At 55.3% G+C, this 18671-nt stretch carries 23 protein-coding genes and 1 pseudogene; 9 read left to right on the top strand and 15 right to left on the bottom strand.

The window, feature by feature from the left end:
- Positions 1-35 precede the first annotated feature (35 nt).
- Both JFU48_RS23770 and JFU48_RS23765 read left to right on the top strand, forming a co-directional pair.
- Entirely contained in the window at positions 36-479 is a 444-nt protein-coding gene (locus JFU48_RS23770; protein WP_201137860.1) for a MerR family transcriptional regulator, read from the top strand.
- 84 nt (positions 480-563) lie between these two features.
- On the top strand, positions 564-1796 hold the full coding sequence (locus JFU48_RS23765; protein ID WP_201137859.1) for an NADH:flavin oxidoreductase/NADH oxidase family protein: 1233 nt from the start codon (positions 564-566) through the stop codon (positions 1794-1796).
- Between the two features lie 65 nt (positions 1797-1861).
- On the opposite strand, the gene JFU48_RS23760 is transcribed toward JFU48_RS23765, so the two are convergent.
- Positions 1862-2422, bottom strand: a complete 561-nt coding sequence (locus tag JFU48_RS23760) for a fasciclin domain-containing protein (RefSeq protein ID WP_003224301.1) — start codon at positions 2420-2422, stop codon at positions 1862-1864.
- A gap of 69 nt (positions 2423-2491) precedes the next feature.
- On the opposite strand from JFU48_RS23760, the gene JFU48_RS23755 reads away from it, so the two are divergent.
- Entirely contained in the window at positions 2492-3037 is a 546-nt protein-coding gene (locus tag JFU48_RS23755; RefSeq protein WP_242486744.1) for a GFA family protein, read from the top strand.
- A 20-nt stretch (positions 3038-3057) separates the two neighbouring features.
- Here JFU48_RS23755 and JFU48_RS23750 read toward each other — a convergent pair whose 3' ends face one another.
- Positions 3058-3576 (bottom strand): DUF1993 domain-containing protein, encoded by a 519-nt coding sequence (locus tag JFU48_RS23750; protein ID WP_103486018.1) that lies wholly within the window; start codon positions 3574-3576, stop codon positions 3058-3060.
- A 182-nt stretch (positions 3577-3758) separates the two neighbouring features.
- Here JFU48_RS23750 and JFU48_RS23745 point away from each other — a divergent pair, with 182 nt between their 5' ends.
- The gene (locus tag JFU48_RS23745) at positions 3759-4391 is read left to right on the top strand and encodes a LysE family translocator (RefSeq protein ID WP_103486017.1); all 633 of its coding nucleotides are present in this window, start codon (positions 3759-3761) and stop codon (positions 4389-4391) included.
- A 122-nt stretch (positions 4392-4513) separates the two neighbouring features.
- Positions 4514-4825, top strand: coding sequence for a hypothetical protein (locus JFU48_RS23740; protein ID WP_201137858.1), 312 nt, complete (start codon positions 4514-4516; stop codon positions 4823-4825).
- 128 nt (positions 4826-4953) lie between these two features.
- On the opposite strand, the gene JFU48_RS23735 is transcribed toward JFU48_RS23740, so the two are convergent.
- Positions 4954-5316, bottom strand: a complete 363-nt coding sequence (locus JFU48_RS23735) for a DUF6124 family protein (RefSeq protein WP_103486015.1) — start codon at positions 5314-5316, stop codon at positions 4954-4956.
- A gap of 598 nt (positions 5317-5914) precedes the next feature.
- A complete protein-coding gene (soxR, locus tag JFU48_RS23730) occupies positions 5915-6391 on the bottom strand; it encodes a redox-sensitive transcriptional activator SoxR (protein WP_103486166.1) in 477 nt (158 codons plus the stop codon).
- Positions 6392-6517: 126 nt separating this feature from the next.
- On the opposite strand from soxR, the gene JFU48_RS23725 reads away from it, so the two are divergent.
- Positions 6518-6823: a DUF6506 family protein gene (locus JFU48_RS23725; protein ID WP_003224312.1), complete on the top strand. Its 306-nt coding sequence runs from the start codon at positions 6518-6520 to the stop codon at positions 6821-6823.
- 144 nt (positions 6824-6967) lie between these two features.
- Here the strand turns inward: JFU48_RS23725 and JFU48_RS23720 are convergent, their stop codons facing one another.
- The 8 genes and pseudogenes from JFU48_RS23720 to sseB all read right to left on the bottom strand — a co-directional run bounded on the left by JFU48_RS23720 (position 6968) and on the right by sseB (position 13277).
- Entirely contained in the window at positions 6968-7708 is a 741-nt protein-coding gene (locus tag JFU48_RS23720; RefSeq protein ID WP_103486165.1) for an NAD-dependent epimerase/dehydratase family protein, read from the bottom strand.
- 310 nt (positions 7709-8018) lie between these two features.
- Positions 8019-9449 carry an IS1182 family transposase gene (locus tag JFU48_RS23715; RefSeq protein ID WP_201137857.1) on the bottom strand — a complete coding sequence of 477 codons (1431 nt, stop codon included), beginning with the start codon at positions 9447-9449 and terminating at the stop codon, positions 8019-8021.
- A gap of 189 nt (positions 9450-9638) precedes the next feature.
- Positions 9639-10106 (bottom strand): hypothetical protein, encoded by a 468-nt coding sequence (locus tag JFU48_RS30045; RefSeq protein WP_242486703.1) that lies wholly within the window; start codon positions 10104-10106, stop codon positions 9639-9641.
- A 243-nt stretch (positions 10107-10349) separates the two neighbouring features.
- On the bottom strand, positions 10350-10667 hold the full coding sequence (locus tag JFU48_RS23705; RefSeq protein ID WP_201137856.1) for a hypothetical protein: 318 nt from the start codon (positions 10665-10667) through the stop codon (positions 10350-10352).
- A 106-nt stretch (positions 10668-10773) separates the two neighbouring features.
- Positions 10774-10931 (bottom strand): annotated as a pseudogene (locus tag JFU48_RS23700) (IS5/IS1182 family transposase); the annotation flags it as partial.
- An 86-nt stretch (positions 10932-11017) separates the two neighbouring features.
- The gene (locus tag JFU48_RS23695; protein ID WP_201137855.1) at positions 11018-11563 is read right to left on the bottom strand and encodes an NADAR family protein; all 546 of its coding nucleotides are present in this window, start codon (positions 11561-11563) and stop codon (positions 11018-11020) included.
- A gap of 95 nt (positions 11564-11658) precedes the next feature.
- The gene (locus tag JFU48_RS23690) at positions 11659-12264 is read right to left on the bottom strand and encodes a hypothetical protein (RefSeq protein ID WP_201137854.1); all 606 of its coding nucleotides are present in this window, start codon (positions 12262-12264) and stop codon (positions 11659-11661) included.
- Positions 12261-13277 (bottom strand): enhanced serine sensitivity protein SseB, encoded by a 1017-nt coding sequence (gene sseB, locus JFU48_RS23685; protein ID WP_242486702.1) that lies wholly within the window; start codon positions 13275-13277, stop codon positions 12261-12263. The genes JFU48_RS23690 and sseB overlap by 4 nt, the downstream gene beginning before the upstream one ends.
- A 115-nt stretch (positions 13278-13392) precedes the next feature.
- Here sseB and JFU48_RS30355 point away from each other — a divergent pair, with 115 nt between their 5' ends.
- Positions 13393-13581, top strand: coding sequence for a YceK/YidQ family lipoprotein (locus JFU48_RS30355; protein ID WP_016773976.1), 189 nt, complete (start codon positions 13393-13395; stop codon positions 13579-13581).
- Between the two features lie 154 nt (positions 13582-13735).
- Here the strand turns inward: JFU48_RS30355 and JFU48_RS23675 are convergent, their stop codons facing one another.
- Both JFU48_RS23675 and JFU48_RS23670 read right to left on the bottom strand, forming a co-directional pair.
- A complete protein-coding gene (locus tag JFU48_RS23675) occupies positions 13736-13957 on the bottom strand; it encodes a hypothetical protein (RefSeq protein WP_201137852.1) in 222 nt (73 codons plus the stop codon).
- A gap of 1384 nt (positions 13958-15341) precedes the next feature.
- Positions 15342-16367: an NAD(P)/FAD-dependent oxidoreductase gene (locus JFU48_RS23670; protein ID WP_201137851.1), complete on the bottom strand. Its 1026-nt coding sequence runs from the start codon at positions 16365-16367 to the stop codon at positions 15342-15344.
- Between the two features lie 136 nt (positions 16368-16503).
- Here JFU48_RS23670 and JFU48_RS23665 point away from each other — a divergent pair, with 136 nt between their 5' ends.
- Together JFU48_RS23665 and JFU48_RS23660 are read left to right on the top strand one after the other, a co-directional pair.
- Entirely contained in the window at positions 16504-17619 is a 1116-nt protein-coding gene (locus JFU48_RS23665) for a saccharopine dehydrogenase family protein (protein ID WP_003224326.1), read from the top strand.
- 2 nt (positions 17620-17621) lie between these two features.
- Positions 17622-18113, top strand: a complete 492-nt coding sequence (locus JFU48_RS23660; protein ID WP_201137850.1) for a DUF2269 family protein — start codon at positions 17622-17624, stop codon at positions 18111-18113.
- Positions 18114-18121: 8 nt separating this feature from the next.
- Here the strand turns inward: JFU48_RS23660 and JFU48_RS23655 are convergent, their stop codons facing one another.
- On the bottom strand, positions 18122-18517 hold the full coding sequence (locus JFU48_RS23655; RefSeq protein WP_342216045.1) for a thiol-disulfide oxidoreductase DCC family protein: 396 nt from the start codon (positions 18515-18517) through the stop codon (positions 18122-18124).
- Positions 18518-18671 lie beyond the last annotated feature (154 nt).

Raw genomic sequence — 18671 nt, 5'->3', positions numbered from 1 at the left:
TCAGCTTCAAGGTTAACGTTCTTGCGAAGTCGGACATGAGAATCGGTGAACTGGCGAAAATCAGCGGGCTGGCGCCGTCGCGTATCCGTTTTTACGAGGCGAGCGGGTTGATCACTTCGGTCGCGCGCAAAGCCAACGGCTATCGCGATTACGCTCCCGACACCCAATGGGTATTGCAGATCATCACTGGTGCGCAGGCGGCGGGTTTCTCCCTGGAGGAAATCCGTCAGTTGATGCCGATGAACGCGAGTGGCTGGCAGCACGAGCAGTTGCTCAATGGCCTCAAGCAAAAGGTCGAAGAAATCGATGTCCTGCAGCAACGCCTGGCGCAGAACAAAGCGCAACTTCAGCTCGTCATCCAGGGCATTGAAGACAAGCCCATGGGCGTGGCGTGTGCGGACAATGCGCAAATGCTGATAAATCGTCTGCGCGAACAAGGTGTGGTGAGCGCAGCAGAGCGTCGCGATGTGGCGCGTTGAAGCGCGAATCAGCTAAAAAAGGCTATTGACCTTAAAGTTGACTTCAATCTTATGGTGGCCTCATCTCCAGTTGAGGACTGCCCCATGAATGTGTTCGACCCCCTGACCTTACCCAACGGTTCGACCATCAAGAACCGCATCGCCAAAGCCGCCATGGAAGAAAACATGGCGGACGCCGACCAGGCGCCCTCCGCAGAACTGATGCGTCTGTATCAAGCGTGGGCCGACGGTGGGGCCGGGCTGATCATCACCGGCAACGTGATGGTCGACGGCCGCGCCATGACCGGGCCGGGCGGCGTGGTGCTTCAGGACGATCAACAACTGGACAAGTTCAAGCGCTGGGCGCGGATTGGTCGTTCTGCCGGAGCGCAGTTCTGGTTGCAGATCAATCATCCGGGGCGCCAGATGCAGTCCAACCTCGGGCAGAAAACCTGGGCGCCATCCGCTGTGGCGCTGGAGCTGGGCAAACTGTCCAAACGTTTCGCCACGCCCCACGCCATGACCGCCAGTGTGATCAAAGACGTCATCCAGCGCTTTGCGCACACCGCACGCCTGGGTGAACAGGCCGGCTTCACTGGCGTGGAAATCCACGCCGCCCACGGCTATCTGTTGAGCCAGTTTCTCTCGCCACTGACCAATCAAAGGACGGACGAGTGGGGTGGCTCACTGGAGAACCGCGCGCGGTTGTTGGTCGAGGTCGTCAAGGCAGTCAGGGCGGTGGTTTCTGCAGAGTTTGCCGTAGCGGTGAAACTTAATTCCGCCGATTTCCAGCGCGGCGGATTCACCGCTGAGGATGCGAAAAAGGTCGTTGAACTGCTCAACGGTCTGGGCGTGGATCTGGTGGAACTGTCCGGCGGCAGCTACGAAGTCCCGGCCATGCAGGGTGAAGCGCGCGATGGTCGAACCTTGGCTCGCGAGGCCTATTTCGTCGAATTTGCTCGGGATATTCAGACCGTTGCGAAAATGCCGGTGATGGTCACCGGTGGCATCCGCCGTCGTCCGGTTGCCGAAAGCGTCGTGCAGAGTGGTGTGGACATGGTCGGCATCGGTACCGCGTTGGCTATCGATCCGCACCTGCCGCGCGACTGGCAGCAGGGCAAGGACAACGCCCCGCAATTGCCGCCGATCACCTGGAAAAACAAGGCCATTGCCGCGCTGGCGAACATGGCGGTGGTGAAGTTTCAGCTGGGTAAGCTCAGTCGGGCGCAAGCGCCTGATCCGAGCGTGTCACCGTTGCGGGCGCTGATTTTGCAGCAGATCGCCATGGCGTTTCGCACCCGGCAATATCGGCGCTGGGTGGAAAAACGTTCGGCGTGAGTCGGTAGTTCTTTCAATCGTGACTTTGGCGGGACTCTTTGATGAGTACCCGCCAAGTCAGCCAGTCAATTCGGCATCAGCACCGTATCGACCACGTGAATCACGCCATTGGATTGCATGACGTCAGCGATGGTAACGGCAGCTTTGCCGCCCTTGGCGTCCTGCACCCATAGCTTGCCGTCGTGCAGCATCACGGTCAGCGATTCGCCCTGGACGGTTTTCAGCATCACTTTGCCGCCGTGCATTTTGGCGTCGTCCATCAGCTGTTTGGCCGTGTGAGTGCCGGCGACGACGTGGTAAGTCAGGATCTTGGTCAGGTCCGCCTTGTGTTCAGGCTTGACCAATGTATCGACCGTGCCGGCGGGCAGTTTTGCGAAGGCTTCGTTGGTGGGGGCGAAGACGGTGAACGGTCCCTTGCTGTTGAGCGTATCCACCAGCCCGGCGGCCTTGACCGCAGCGACCAGTGTCGTGTGATCCTTGGAGTTGACTGCGTTTTCGACGATGGTCTTGGTCGGATACATGGCCGCGCCGCCAACCATCACGGTATCGGCGGCAAAGCTGGATCCGGCGCCGAGGCAGAGCAGGGTGAAGCAAGCGACAGCAAGGCGTTTGATGAGCATGTGCATGGTGCGTCTCCTTGATTCTTCGACCCTTCGAATGAGGGTGTTGAATGTACGGAGCAGGGAGTGAAACGGATGCAGAGCAGCGCGGAAAACTTTGGTTTTTCATCTGGTCCATTAGAATGCGGCTTTGACCATAAGAAACTTCAGCATGGATGTGCAAGCGCTCGTCCGAAGGAGATCCCCATGACAACAGGGCAGTGTCTTTGCGCCGCAGTACGCTTTTCCCTTACCGTGGAACCGCGCTTTTTCTATCGCTGCCATTGCTCTCTGTGCCGTAAGCAAACCGGTGTCGGGTTCAACCTCGCCACGCTGGTCAACGCTCGGGATTTTTGCTGGGAGGCAGGGCAGGACGCGATCAGCAGTTGGATCAGACCCAGCGGCTACAGGAACGACTTCTGCGCGCAATGCGGTTCGACCGTGCCGAATCCACTTCGCGAATCGCCTTACGTGTGGATTCCGCTCGGACTGCTCGATGAGGATCTGAACGTGGAATGTGTGGGTGATTTTTGCGTGGACGATGCCATGTCATGGGATACGCAGCGCTCGGCGCAGAGTCATCACGGTGCGGTGGAGTCACTGGAATTTCTTCTGCAAGAGCTCCGGGTCAACCCTGATTGACCCCGAAGCCTGACCTGCAATCACTTCCGCAGATAAGCAAACATGTGCTGCACATAATCCGCCTTGCCCAGCGGCACGCCATTGTGGCGCAGGATGTTGTACGCCGTGATCAGGTGGAAGTAGAACTGTGGCATTGCCCAGTCCACGGCGAATTCGCTGCCGCTCATGTCGAAGGCGATGCCGTTGGGCAACTCGATTGAGATCTGCCGCTCAGCGCTTGCGTCAATCTGCGCCGGATCTGCCGCCGCCAGCATCTCCAGTGTTCTTTCGATCAACGCCTTCGCCGCCGCCATGTTTGCGGGCGGTGTGAGCTTGGTCAGCGGTTGTTGCGTCAGCCGTTGCACGGTGTCCTGTGCCTGGGTGCAGGTGTATTGAACCTGCGTGGCGAGATTGTGCATGTCCGGCGCCAGACGTGCTTCGAGCAGAACCTGCGGGTCATAGCCGCGCTCAACGGCGCAGGCCTCGCCTTTGGACAGGATCGCCGTCAGGGAGCGCAGCATTTGGGTGAAACGAGGGATGGTCATTGCGTAGATCGACATGGTTATTCCCCTTAGTAGTCATTCGAGCATGAGGCCTCAGTGGCGAAGGGTAGTCGATTCGCTATCGAAAAGGCCGCGACATCACACTTTCCGAATGAGCCTCCCCACGGGATTTACCGTTCGGTAAACTGCCTCGACTCGCCCGCAAGGCGACCCAGACAATAAAAACGCCGAGGCCCCCCATGATTGATCTTTCCGTAGCACTCCTGTTCGCCGGCGCCTGCTTCGCGCTGGCCCTGACCCCCGGCCCGGACATGCTGCTGATCGCCTCCCGAAGCCTGAGCCAGGGCCGCGCCTCGGGCTTCGTCTCCCTCGCCGGCATTCAGGCCGGCACCTACTGCCACGCACTGGCAGCCGCCCTCGGGCTGTCGCAACTGGTCGCCACCGTGCCCGCCGCCTACGACATCATCCGCTTCGCCGGCGCCGCGTACCTGGCATTCCTGGCGTGGAAATCCTTCACCAGCGACGTATCACCCTTGGCCACCAACGAAACCCTGCCAGCCACCCCGTTGTTGCGTATCTTTCGCCAAGGGTTGGTGACCAATCTGCTCAATCCGAAAATGGCGCTGTTTGTGCTGGCGTTGTTTCCGCAGTTCATTGATCCGGGGAAAGGCTCGCTGGTGCTACAGATGTTGGTGTTTGCGACAATCCTGAATGTGATCGGATTGCTGGTGAATGGGGCGGTGATTGTTTTGGCCAGCAAGGTTGGGAACAAGCTGGCGAGTAATGCGCGGATCGCGCGGCGGTTGAATCAGGTGTTGGGGGCGGTGTTTTTTGGCTTGGCTTGTCGGTTGGCGTTGTTTTCGGGGCGGTAGGGTGGGGCTGCTTCAGGTCTAAAGCGGACGTCCAAGGCTAACTTTTTTCAACCCAAAGCGGTCATCATCATGTTCCAGTATTATTGCGCCGATGCTCGGACTGCTCATAGGTAGGTTGATGTATGGCCAGAAGCGTTAGGCTTCAACAGAAACTTCATTCAAAGTATCTCGTTGAGGTAGCCGGAGAGGTGGTGCTTGATGATTGCCTTGTTGAAAAGCTATGGGCGCTCAACAGACGTGACAGGTTTGAGTTGAATTCACGCTCCTTCAGTTTTGGACCTGTTCAAAAATACCGCTTGGAATACGTGATAACGAGAGGACCGATTTCTGGGCATTGGCTTTACAAAGAATTTGACCCAAAGGAACTGACATTATTTTTTACGGCAAAAGACTTTGCCGGCATTTGCCATGGCTGGACCTTGTTTGACGAGTGACCACTCAGCGTTAGCTTTCTGGGAGGCTGCTTCTGGCCGTCAGCGGTCGGGTGCGAACGTCCGCTTCTGGCCGAAATCCGCCGTTCGTAAACGTCCGTGACGAAAATGTCCCGCCACGGACCAGTCACCTACTTCACCAACTCAACCCTATCTAGCGCCCGATTCACCGCTAGCTCCCCAAGCATCACCACCTGCGCAATCCCCAACAGCGTTTTGCGCATCGGTCCTTCCACCAGTGCAGCCACATCCCCGAGCATCACCGTCGCCGAGGCGAGTGATTCGCAGGCGTTGGCGAGAAGGGATTCGGTGTCGGTGTCCGGATTGACGAGAAACATGCTGTTGGTTTGGTAAGGGGTTGCCATGATCGCGGCGGATGGGCTGAGGTAGTGGTCGAGCGCGCGTTCGGCGGCTTCGTGGAGTTTCTTTGAATCGAGAGATTCGTAGGGGGAGGCCGGATCGATGTCTGGCGGGTTTGGCGTTACTTTGACCATGTTCTTCTTTTTCCTGTTTGTTGGCGACCACTCCGAGCTACTAAACAGGGGGTGGCAGCTGTGCGCAGGTTAGTAGACCGGGGAAAAGAAGAAAGCCGGCGCGCCCGAGGGCGCCCTACACACAGCCGCCATCAAGTGCAGGTAGGAAAATACCTGACTGACGGACGCGCATGCGCTTTCATTTACCACGGGCTACTAAACCCGATCACTGCGAATCAGTGATCGACCCAAGTTACCGATGGCTCTCCAGACGCACAAGCCGGCGGATTCTGGCGTAGTCGTAGGCAACGGCGCAAGGCGTTGTAGCCTTCAGGACGTAACGCGGGGTGTCTGTTAAACGCCAGGCAAAAACCGTTAAACGCAGGATGGTGTGAAGTCGGCCCGCGCATGACGCTGACGTTGTGATTGAGTGCGTACAGGCACGTGAAGAATGGGAGGCCAGAACGCATTGCCAGCCATCCACCGCGCTTTAGTTGAAAACTCGGTCGCCACGCCAGAAGCGGCGCCTCACACTTGAATCCCCCTTTCATTCATTGAGTTATGAGGTTTGGCCCGGTCTGACTTCTTCGCTTTTCACTCTGGGAACTCAAAGGGGTGATTACGTATTCAGCCTTTTCTCAAGTTCCTGATCAAATATCACGGCACCCGAATTCTTTTCGCCCAGCGAATCCTGTGGATTGAGTAGCGGGCATTCACCCATGGTCAGACAACCGCAGCCAATGCAGCCCTCCAGACTGGTCGACAGCTTTGTCAGTTGTTCGATGCGGCGCTTCAGGGAGGATGCCCAGTCTTTCGACACCGTCTCCCATTCCTTGGCTGAAGCCTTCCGGTCATGGGGGATGGGTTCAAGGGCAGTCTTGATTTCCGCCAGCGAAATCCCGCTGGCTTGCGCGATTCGAATGATCGCAATCCGGCGAAGCGTGCCACGCGCATAAACCCGATGATTGCCGGCTGTGCGCTGAGACGCCAACAAGCCTTTCGACTCATAAAAATGAAGCGTGGAGACAGAGAGACCGCTTCGTTTTGCGACCTGGCCCACACTCAGGTTTTGATGGTCAGTAATTCTTTCCTGCATGGCTATTGACCTCAAGCATTCTTGAGGTTTTAGAGTGTAACCACCGCAGAGAAAAAAACAACTTCAGCCAAGTGGTCACCCGCTTGGCGGTTTCTCTGTGACTTACTCAGCATGGAGATTAGTTAGATGGTCAGTTGGGCATTTATTTTTGAAGCACCGGAAACCAACCCCGAAACCGATCGATTCGTCATCGACCGCGCGGGCCGGCGTAATACGATCGTCGCTGTACCCGAGCAACACGACGCTGTTCAAGTTGCCGTAGATTTGGTCAAGGATGGCGTTCAGTTCATAGAACTGTGCGGTGGCTTCGAGCCTGTCTGGGTAGGGAAAATCATTGAAGCGACGGGAGGAACCATTCCCGTCGGCAACGTGGGTTTTTCGGGCGGAGCATCGGTTGCCAGGCTTGTTGAAATCTTTGCTGAAGAAAAATAGTTGTGAACTGAAAACACGGTGGGGACTGTTTTCTTGCTCGAAATCAGTCTGTCTGATCGATTTTTAATCTTGCATAAAGACACCCACCGTTAATTCAGCAAAGCTACATCGCTTGTGCTCCGGTAAACTGAAAGGCACCGGCAATCAATCAGCTGGAGTCTGTCCTTCCAGAATCTCAAAAGCGTCGTCGAGGGGCGCGTACCCAACGGCTTTTCTGGTCTTATCAATCGAAAGGCGTTTGTAGCGGTTATCTGAAACCCCATGGACAATGTGGAATCCGATCAGATCGGCCTCAACGCAACGCCCAAGCAACGCGACGACATCCCGATAGCTGATAAATGCAGCTACGTCCCGAGGGCTGTGGGTTTCCCCAGGGTGAAATTCGGCTACGTTTGCAATACGGACTGCGATTGTTGTCATTTGCCCATCGTTGGCATACATCGAAGCCAGTGCCTCGCCAAACGCCTTGCTGACCCCGTAAAGGTTGCCGGGTCTAGGGGCCATCCATTCATGTACCTGGACATCCTTTGGATAACCTTCAATCGCCTGCGCACTGCTCGCAAATATGAAGCGTTTGCAGCCTTGAGTTTTTGCGGCAAACAGCATGTTGTAGGTGCCGACAATATTTACAGGCAGCAGTGAAGACGTGAATTCAGCGTCTGCGTTCGGATCAGCAGCGAGATGAATCACTGTGTCTATGCCTTCGCAGGCTTCAAGGCAACTGGCTTGATCCCTGATGTCGAGAGAGAAACGTTGGACCGAGTCAGGAAGTTTTGATACGTCTATATCGGCCAGGCGCAGATCTGATTTATCGTCTCGCGCTATCCAAAAAGCTCTGCCGATATGGCCAGCAGCCCCAGTAACCAAAATTTTTTGCTTGCTCATTTCCGTATGTCCTTATGGTAAACGACACTCTAGCCTCTCAGCCTTGTGACCGATTCACAACTTCCATGAAGAGTGAAACGCTTGAATGCCAAATACTGGCAGACAAGAAGCTGCAATCACAGGCAGCAAGTAAGTTGATGGGCCGCTTCCGGCCCAGAGTGTATAAAAACACTTTCCGTATGTTGGATGCCTAAGCCCAGCGCTGCTGGGCGAGGCGATTCCCGAACATTTGCCAAGATCGGTGCCGATAGCGCGTCAGATCGTTTATGAAGCGCTTTGGTACATCCTGGAGCAGTAAAAGCTGCGGCTTTTACGCCGCCATCGCCTTCAGCAAGCCTTCTGTACCGATGATTTTCATAACCCGCTTCAAGTTATAGGCGAGCACATTCAAGCTCATCTCCGCACTCACCCCGTTCAGTTTTCGAGTCAGGAAGTGCGTTGCCCCCATCCATTGCTTGAGCGTCCCGAAGGGATGCTCAACTGTCCGTTTTCGAACCTTCATCATCTCTGGTGCTTGGTTCAACCGACGCTGCATTTCCTCCAGCACAGCTTCATGTTCCCAGCGCCTTACTCGACGATTTGTGCTCGGCGTGCACTGGGTTTTCAGCGTGCAACTCTGGCACTTTGAACTCCAGTAGCAGTGCATATACAAGCCTTTCTCAACGCTGGAGAATCGCCAGATCAGTGCCTCTCCCGCCGGGCAGGTGTATTCGTTTTTCGTCGCGTTATACACGAAGGCATCTTTGTTGAATCGGCCATCAGCTTTGGCGCTTGAAGTCATCGGCTTCGGCACGTAGGCGGTGATGCTTGCGTCGTGACAGGCCAGGATTTCTTCGCCTTTGAAGTAGCCTCGGTCGGCAACTACCGACAACGTTTCTACGCCGATGGCTTCACGAGCCTGCTTCGCCATTGAACTGAGTTGGTCACGGTCAGAACCTCTGTTGGTGACCTCGTGAGCAACGATTAAGTGGTGCTGCGTGTCGACAGCCGTCTGCACGTTGTAGCCAACGATCCCGCTGCCGCGCGTCATCATCGAACGGGCATCCGGGTCGGTCAGCGAAACCTGTTTATCTGGCGATTCGTTGAGCTGAGACTCGATCCCCTGAAGCTCTTTCATCTGTGCTTTGAGCTTGGCGATTTTATCTTCCAAGCTCACTGTGTCGGGCTTGGAGGCGCTAGGGATCTGGCGATCAGCCGCATCGAGCGAGGCCAAATAACGGCTGATGCTCGCCTCGATTTCTTCCATGCGCCGCTTCAGTTTGGCGCTGGTGAAGTTCCGGTCGCGATTGTTCATCGCCTTGAATTTACTGCCGTCGATGGCAACCAGGTTTTCGCTAAACAACCCCAACTGCTGGCAGAGCAAAACGAACTGGCGGCAGACACCGCGAATGGCTTTGCTGTTGTCTTTTCGGAAGTTGGCGATGGTCTTGAAGTCGGGCATCAGGCGCCCGGTTAACCACATCAACTCGACGTTACGCTGAGCTTCTCGCTCAAGACGTCGGCTCGATTGAATACGGTTTAGGTAGCCGTAGATATAGATCTTCAGCAGGATCGCAGGGTGATAAGCAGGTCTGCCGGTTTCGGCTGGAATAACGCTATCGAAACCCAGTTTGGCTAGGTCGAGTTCATCGACGAAGACATCGACCACACGCACTGGATTGGTATCGCTGACGTAGTCGTCGAGGCTTTCTGGAAGTAAGGTACTTTGACCTCGGTGTTCACCCTGGATAAACCGTTTCATGGGTTCCCCCTGCGATGAGATTCTCAGAAATCATAGCAAGGGTTTGTCGGGGCGTTTTTACACACTCTGGGCCGTTTTCTGACCGTCGCGACCGGTTGAATCCACAACACAAAGCGGACGGTGAAATTTTCCGGAGGAGCGTACTGAAAAAAAGAAAGGGCCTGATCACATGTAAATAGCTAACAAGAGCTAGTCCCAGTCCATTTTGATGTTTTCTTGTTTTCGGAACTCATCCAGCACGCTGTGATAATTCGACCTTTCAAAAATCACGCTGGGTATCGCGTCGAACCAGTCAACATCGGTGTTTTCCAACGCAATTGAATCCTTTAGCAAGCCAAATCGGCCCCACTGAACTCGATGCTCATGAGCGCACTGCTCTGCGACAATAACTGTGCAGGTCAAGTCTAGGTCATCAGAGCAGACAAGCAGGGGTACCAGAGTCTTCCAACCAGGCGCAGTGGAATATATCCGATCCCATATCAACAAGTTATCTTCATCGCTGTACAAGCCTGAGTGGGCAGCTACGAGGTGGAACTCAGCAGCCGGGTTCTGCCTAGGCAGCCAAACCTCCAGAGGCACTCCGTCAATGGTAAAGGTCGGGTAGAAGCCGCTGCTGTATTTGGATTTATGGCTGGCAATTGATAGCAGGTTGATCATTCCATTCCTCGCTTTCCCTGAAATCTGTACAGACTAATTCTCCCAGTTGTAAATGTCTGCTTTTGGCCGAGGCTGTGTAAAAACGTTTTTGAGCGCGACAGGTACTGAAAACCGGACTGAAAATCGCGCTTCTACGCGAAATCCACATCTGCTGACGTGCCGATAAATTTCAGATTTAACGTAGACGCGCACACTTCAATTTTGGCGAAGCGTTTTTACACACTCTGGACCCAAAGCTGTCGTTTACTTTGTATAAGCAAGTCTGCGTGCTCTGTGGCGGTGAGATTGAGGTAGGGCTTTATTCTCGGCGCAAAAAGCCAACATTTCGGTCAGCTCGAAATCCAAAGGAAAGCCATCTTCTAACCATTGAAGCGCTAATCCTGCCCAGTACTCGGAATGTGAAGCCAGTGCTGTGAGCACCAACTGTTGCAGCGATATCTGGGCAGGCAGCGTGTGCTTTTTCTGCAAGATTTTTACTGAGTCAGGCAAATCGATTGCCGCCGCTTCGAAAGGCTTTTCAAGCAGTGGCAATAACCAGACGTAACTGAATTCGTTGCTCATCTTTCCCTTCGGCTGTTAATGGCGATGAACCTGCTCTTGAAATCTTCAAGGAACAGACATCCGAACTATGATGGCCGCTTCTGGAATCGGCCAAAATCAGCCTTTTTCAGGCCGTCAGCGCTTTCATCAAACCATTGGCACCGATGATTTTCATGACCCGTTTCAAGTTGTAGGCGAGAACATTCAAGTTCATCTCCGCACTCACTCCGGCCAGCTTTCGCGTCAGGAAGTGCGTCGCCCCATCCATCGTTTGAGCGTCCCGAAGGAAAGCGAGCATGAGGGCGGTCGCGTTAGTTGCCCGGCTTCTGTGCGGTTCGCCCGTCGCGGTGTTCGCCACCGCGACGGGCGAATCATGTTTCGTCGCGGACCTGCATCAGCGCGAACCCCAGAAGATTCAGGCCTTGCCACAGGTTGGGGTTACTCGCGTTTACGTGATCCTGGGCGAGTCCGATGCCCCAGATGCTGTCAACCGGGCTTGCCTCAACGATGATGCGAGAACCAGTACCCTTGAGGAATGCATTCAACTCCGGGTTTTGCGAGAACTTGGCCTGGTTGGCCCGGACCACAATTGCATACCGGTGTTGCAACCAATCGTGTTCGTTGAATCCGCGTACGTTGCGGCCAAGCGCCTTGGCCGCGTTGGGCGTAGGCGCCTGGAGCACTTGAGCGCGAATGTCCTGATCGCCGAACAAGGCTGCTTTCTCTGCCATCATGAAATGTTCGGCAGTCGCGTAGCGTTGCCCGTCGACAACAAATTCGGCTTCGAACCACTGGCTGAAGCACGAAGCGGTGACTCCGTGCCTGCTTCGCTGGTGTCCCCAGAAAAAGACATAGTTCAGATCTTCTCCAGCGTTGAAGCGGGAGTGGAGGTCTTCCAGATATTTGGAGTCGTGCAATTGGACTTCCTTGGCAATTGGATTTTGGCGTGAGAGATTTACCACGATATGCACTCGCGTTGAAAATCGTGCGAGTTCTGCGCATTTCAAACCTTTCAGCACAACCTTTTGCGCACAGCCTTCAATACTGCTTCGGTGTACCAGGTCTCGACATCGATCGCGATAGCTTCACCCGCATCAGCGACTAACTCGATTTGGGTGTTTATGCCCTGTTCAAGAAGCATTCGCTGCGCGTCTTCAAGGATCCTGCGTTTACCCGTGAGCCAAAGTCGTTGTTCTCCCGTCAGCAATGCAAGGGTTTGAGGGTAGGTGCACTGCAGTTTTCGACGCAAGTTGACCAGTGCCGTTTTGTCACTCCGGTCAATTATCGGAATCAGTACATACGGCTTGCCCGAGGCTGCCTCCAAGTCGTATTTGTCTTGCAGATGCTCATCGACACTCCAACCGACGACTGTGTCATGTTCGCCTGTCCTGACGTTGATCAAGTGCGCGTTAACACCGACGTAGCAGTACTCCGTCATGCCGTGGACGACGTAATCCTCACTGTTACTGCGAATGACCCAGTAATCACCGTTGGCAGAAAGTTCACAGGACTGAATGACAAAACGCACAGGCTTACCGTCTCTCATGACGTTATCAGACAGGCCGAGCACGATTTCACAGGCCTGTTCTGCGGTTAGCCCGGTGTTGTGTAGTGTCATGTTTTGCCAAAACCAAACAATGAACGCAGCCAGCCTGCCGACTTCCGTTCATAGAAGGGTGTGGTTTGCTTGAGGAAGTAATCGCTAAGGCCTGAATCTCCGTCATGAACGCGGTACAGATCAACGGGTTCGCCATCCGGAGCAGAGTCCCCGGCAACGCTGCCCGCTTCGCGCATGACCTGTTCAAAATCGCCGTCCGCTTCGATCCCGATGATCAGATGAGGCCTTTGGTCAGACGAAGCGTCATGCATCAATGCCAGAAACGCGCGCTTCACATTGCGATGTCTGGCGAGTAATTGAGTGAGCGAATTGACCATCTTCGAGGGATATTGCGACGGTTGTCCGAGCAGTACCCGAGTGTCCTTTTCGACCGTGCGCTGCACCGGTCCCTGGCCGACCTCATCGGAGAGCAGGTAGCGCACTTCCTCGGGGAAAAACTCTTTCCCGTAGGGAGACTTTGGATTGAGGAAAAGAGGAGTGCCCAGCGTGATTTCAAACAGCGATCTGGCCGGGATCTCTATGTAGGACTCTTCGCTGTTTATGGATCTTTGTAGCGTATGCAGCGAAGTGAAAAACGGGATGACAGCGGAGCCGTCGGGCTTTTGCCAGTGCGCAATGCTGATGTTGCTGCCTGCCTCAAGGTTGACTTGCCCTTCGCCAGTGCCGGCGGTGCCGAGGACGTAGATATCCGAATTCAGCAGCGTCTTGAAAAAATCAGGTCGGTGGGCGGGTTCATCCGCCGCCAGTCTGAGTGACTTTTCGAGGGTGTTTTCTTGCTGGGTATCCATGATGTCCATCGGCAGTTCCATCAATGCAGGCAAAAAATGAGTGACAAAGAACGCGCAGTTTTTCACGCTGTTGTAAAAACAGGAAGAACTGAAACCTGATAAATCTGCCGCATCAGGAAGGCAACACCGTGTGATTACGTCGAGCCGAGTGGAAAGAATGCAGCATGGCGGGATATGGGTATTTTTTGTTTGATGCGTCACAGCGCCCGCACCGTGGCCATCCAAGGGTGACTAACTTTACTCAACAGCGTCTATGCAACTCTGTGCAAAGAAGTAATAAGGACGTTACGTGGTTCGAAGGGTAGTTTTACTGTTGCTGACTGCCAGTCTGGGTGGGTGTATGGCAACAGCTATGCGTATGGATTATGACAAGCACCGATGCCCCTATATCGGCGTGCGGTTTGACTGGTGGTTGGTCGGTACATCCAAAGGAAAACTGATACCCTTTTTGCTGATCGACGCGCCGTTTTCTTTGGTGGTCGACACCGTCTTTTTTCCCTTCGAATATCAATACAGCTGCAACCTTTAAGGCAACAACGGTGTTTGCAACGGGGTAAGGGATTGCTATGCATCAGGTGGTTGAAAGAGCGTTAAACGTGATCGCTGTAGAGAGTTGCGAGCCTGTATACAACCAAGTCTTGGCAGGCGCACGATTTTCGCGATGATGACATGTACGGTCCTTCTCACTTCATTTGCGCACCGTAGAAGTGGTTGAGCAGTATCAGCTCAAGCACAGCTACAAAAACGCACAGCACGAGAAAGCCAGGACTGAAGACGCGCTTGCGGCCGGATGAGCTTATATCCATCCAGTTAGCGCTTGATTCGCCGGAAGTCAGTAGCAGGAACGTTATCCAGGCACAAGCCAAAACTTTGCCCCAGAAACCAAGATTTCTGAAAGGAGTCATCCGTGTTTTTCCGTATTCCGCTTGATTCGGCAGATCTTTATTTGTTGGTTAGGCTTGGCGGGGGCATTTACGCCTTCTAGAGAACGCTTCTGTGCCAAACGAGACGGCCGATTGATTTCAGACTCTGGCAGGATATCGTCACCGTAGCGCGCCCTCAAGCCGATTATTAGGTAACTCATGCCGCGATTCTAAGTTTTCAGTAATGGGCAGCAAATCGGTTGGTCCGAGCTGGAGCATGGCGATCCGCCCATGGGCGTTACACACGGTATATTCATTCCTGGTCCAGGATATTCCGGAATCCAGGAACAGGTCAGGGCTTCTACACAGCGTGATCAGCGCCATTTTAAATTTACGGTGCGCCTAGACGGGGTAGAGGTTCCTGCTTCCGGTGCATCTATTGCTGACTACTCCGTTTGCTCTGAGACGGATGAAATAGAAGTGGTTGTTCTAGGCGTTGAATACCCAATATATGGTGATGTCTTTCCCGAACACGTCGCGGCCTATAAGCAGCAGTGGGGCGCTTAGCTTCAGTTGCTAACGGTGTGCGAGGGGGAGGCGAAGAGTTTTAATGAGCGGCTGTTTTCGGCGAGAAGCGGTCGTTTAGAGCAAGGAAAATAAATTCGTCGCATTTCTTCCCGGCTTTGCAATTTTCGGACGCGCTTTTACACACTCTGGGCTGGTAAGTTTAGAGTCGGACAATCAACTAGTCCCTTTTTCTAAAGTAGGTGCCAATGGTTACTTCTATCGTTCTTCAGGACTTTGACGTTGGATGGATCGCCACTGACGGCATCGGGCAGGTTGCGCTCTTCACTACGGCTGGTCCGGGGCCGATTCCTCACTCCGCACTTCCCTCCGTCGATAACGCCGAAGAGGCGGTCCTTTCATTGCCGGAGGTGTCCGATGTAGATCAGGTCACTTCGATGTCTGGCGCAAACGCTTTCGTTGCCTTTGCCAAGCGTGGGTTCTTTGCATATGACTGGTCGGACGTCCATCGCGCTACGCGCCTAGCCTTGAATGGGTATGAGCTGCAATACCGTCCACTGAATCCATTGACACTTTTCGACTTGCCGGCCCCTTTACGGGCATTGGCTGAGGTTACCCGGCTATCTGGCGTAACGTTCGGAGTACCTATCGTAGTCATAGATGATCAGATTTCTTAGCCGTCATTCAGCGGTTTGGGAGCGTTTTGGCCGTTTGCACCCGTTCACTACCGGCAGCTAATGGTCGATAGCTACCTCCAGTGAGCGACTGCCTTTGGCTGAAAACTGCCTGTCCCAAACGACCGCTATTGGCCTATAGCATTCGTTCGTAACGGCCGAGGAGAATGATTCAGGCCCAGGCATCCGTTGGATGCCCGGGTTTTGTGCATGTCATCGCGAATGAATTACTGGAATCGTTCTGGCCGACAGGGCGCCAACGCAGTCGCAAAGCGGCCATCGACGATCTCCTCGGCCACCAGTCGCCCCACGACCGCCGCCAATGTCACGCCCGGATGCATCACGCAAACATATACACCACTGATGTTCGGCAGATAGCCAATGAGCGGAATGCCATCGACAGGCATTGGTCTGAGGCCGACGCACGCCAGTTCCGGCTCGATGGATATCACCCCGTGCAGTTCGTGCTGAATGGCTTTGGCTGTTCTCAGCGCGATGGCTTGCGCGCTGTTTTGCGGCGCCTCATCTATATAGTCTTCCGCCGCCAGCAGCGTATCGTCGGCGTCTTGCCTGATTTCCATGTGAGGGCTGGAGATGATCGTGTTCACTCGCTGAGGCTGGGTTTTGTAGCGGATGAATATTGCGGGTGAGGCTTCGATGGGCAAGTTGACGCTTAGCTGTTCTGCCAACTGCGGGGTCGCGGTTCCTGCAGCCAGCACGACGATGTCGGCATCGAGCTCACTTGTCGCAGTGATCACGCCGGTGACCAGACCGTTCAAAATCCGGAAGCCAAGCACAGGAGTTTGTGTGAGAACCGTCGCGCCATGGTCTTGGGCACCGGCGATCAAGACGTGCGTTGCCTGCACGGCATCCAGCGCGCCTTCTTCGGCGGCAAGGAACGCGCGTTCTGGAGGATGTTTGAGATTGGGTTCAAGGTCGAGAATCTGCGCGCTATATATAGAAGGTGCTTGAAACCAGCCATCGCCGTAAGACAAAGCACCGGTCCAGCGCACCTTCAGCCCCGGCAGTTCGGATTCGAGTCGGCGGTATTCTGCGATGGCCGCTGCGCGCAGCGGTGCAACGGAGTCCGGACCGCCGTGCGAAGTGTTGATCCAGGCGAAGGAGCGGCCCGTTGCACCGGACGCGATCTCACCGGCCTCGATCACAACCACTTTTGCACCTTTCGCGGCGAGGTGATACGCCAGTGACGCGCCGACGATTCCCGCGCCGATGATGATGATTCGTTTGCTCATATCAACCTCCGTTGTCGATGCGCTGACGTTACTACATCGCGGCTCATGGGCGCAGACTTGCCTGGCCCAGAGATATCAGGGAAGCTGCGCCGAACCCGGTTATGGGTCAGTAGTTGAATTGTTCAGGGAAGCGTTGATGGTACTCAGGGTGTTGGTGGTTGGCGGGTATGGAAACTTTGGCAGTATCGTTTGTCGGCATCTGATCGACACGCCGGGCATCGAACTGGCGATCTCGGGGCGCGACCCCCAGAAGCTGGCGCGTAAGGTCGCTGAGCTGGGCGCGACCTGCGAGAGCTGGTGCGGCGATGCCATGGGTGCCGGGTTCGTCCCGGCTCTGCGCGCGATGAACATTCAGTGGGTGATTCACACCGGCGGCCCGTTTCAGGGGCAATCCTATGCGGTGGCCGAGAGCTGCATCGAGGCGGGCGTCAACTATTGCGATCTGGCGGATTGCCGGACATTCGTCAATGGCATCGGCGTGCTCGATGCCCGGGCCCGGCAGGCGGGTCTCGCCCTCCTCAGTGGCTGCAGTTCGGTGCCGACGCTGTCGTCGGCGATCATCGATGAGCAGCGCTATCGGTTCAAACGCATCGACTCGATCGAACACGGTATTTCCTCGTCAGCGAAGATGCCGGGGTTGTCGACGATCGAGGGGGTGCTCGCGTATGCGGGCAAACCGATTCGCCAGCTCAGAAATGGTCGTGTACATGAAGTGATGGGGTGGGAGGATCTGACCCTGCGCAAGCTGCAAAATCTTGGCACTCGTGCGTTGGCCAATGTTGATGTGCCGGACATGGATATTTTCGCCAGCCGGTTTGGTGCGCACACTCTGAGCTTCAAGGCCGGGGCTGGTCTAAAGCTCGGCGGCGTGGCCAATTATCTGTTTGCTCTGGCGATGAGGAAGGGGCTGGTGCGTGACCACATGGCATGGGCCGCCCGGTTGCATCGCTGGGGGACGTGGTTCGAACGTTTCGGCGATGGCAAAAGTGCGATGTATATAGATGTGCAGGGTGTCGACCTGAATGACCAGCCGTTGTCGATGACGGCGCAACTGACCGCGCTGAATGACAAGGGGCCGGAGATCCCAAGCTGTGCCGCAGTCGCCCTGGCCGTGAAGATCGCCCGAGGTTACTTGCCCGAACCGGGTGCCCGTCCTTGCGTTGGCGAGATCAACGTCGACGAATACATGGCCGCGATCAACGATCCGCAGAACCTGAGCCTGGCGGTGCACTTTTCTGATGGGCAGCCCTGAGCATGCTCTATCTGGGCCTGAAGTACGTGCATGTCATCGCCGCGATTTTCCTGTTCGGTTTCGGCATGGGTTCCTATCTGTACCTGATCGCCGCCAGTCTTACGGCCAATCCGCAGGTGATTGCGCATGTGGCGCGAATGGTGGTGCGCTACGACGCCTGGATCACTACGCCGGCCGGTTTTATCCAGGTTGCGACAGGTTATTGGCTGACAAGGCTCACCGGGTTGCCCTTGACCGCGGATTGGGTGCTGATGTCGCTGATCCTCTTCTTTATAGTGGGCTCGCTTTGGCTGCCAGTGCTGGTGCTGCAGAAGCGCCTGCAGCGGATGGCGGCGAGTGCGGTCGAGCGTGGTACTCGTCTGGCGGACGAGTACCGGGCCGTTTATCGCCAGTGGTTCTGGATGGGCGTTTGCGGTTTTCTCGGTATGTTCGTGATTGTCTTGATGATGGTGACGAAGATGACGCCGGGGCAGTGGCTGCAAATGATGTTGTAGCGGGGCATTCACAATGGCGATTTGAGAAAGCGGCGTTCGTGATCGGGATTGGGCAACAGGCAGGTGTCGTACTTGCCGAAGATCCGGTAGCGGTTCAGTGCCACGCGGTCGTAGGCCCAATCCCTGAGTGCTCGCGGGAAAATTCGCAGAAGTCTGACCGGCCACCAGCGGGCAGGCAATTGCGCGACGACTTCGAAGAATGCCTCCGAGCGCACCCAGTAATGCTGGTCGCGAATCACCGCCATGGTGTCGAACTGATCCACCGGCAGACCGGCCCATGCCAGCAATGCCTGACCTTCCGGCGATTGCACCGCCGCCAGGCGCATCCGGTGTCGGTTGTCGTGGCGAATCAGAAAGCGCGCCCAGCCGTTGCACAGCTTGCAGACGCCGTCGAACAGAACCACGGTCTCGCCTGGATTGAGCAGGGGGCAGGGGCAGGGGAAGGGCGAATTCGGGATCCAGGCATGGGGGATGATCTAAGAAGTGGGTCAGTCATTGCGAGGCATCATCCTTAGGTAAGAGGAGTTGTTGGGCAACATGCTGCGCATTCGCTGACAC

The sequence above is a fragment of the Pseudomonas sp. TH49 genome, assembly GCF_016650625.1.
In the GTDB taxonomy this organism is placed as follows: domain Bacteria; phylum Pseudomonadota; class Gammaproteobacteria; order Pseudomonadales; family Pseudomonadaceae; genus Aquipseudomonas; species Aquipseudomonas fluorescens_H.
This window is presented reverse-complemented; position numbering and strand designations above follow the sequence as displayed.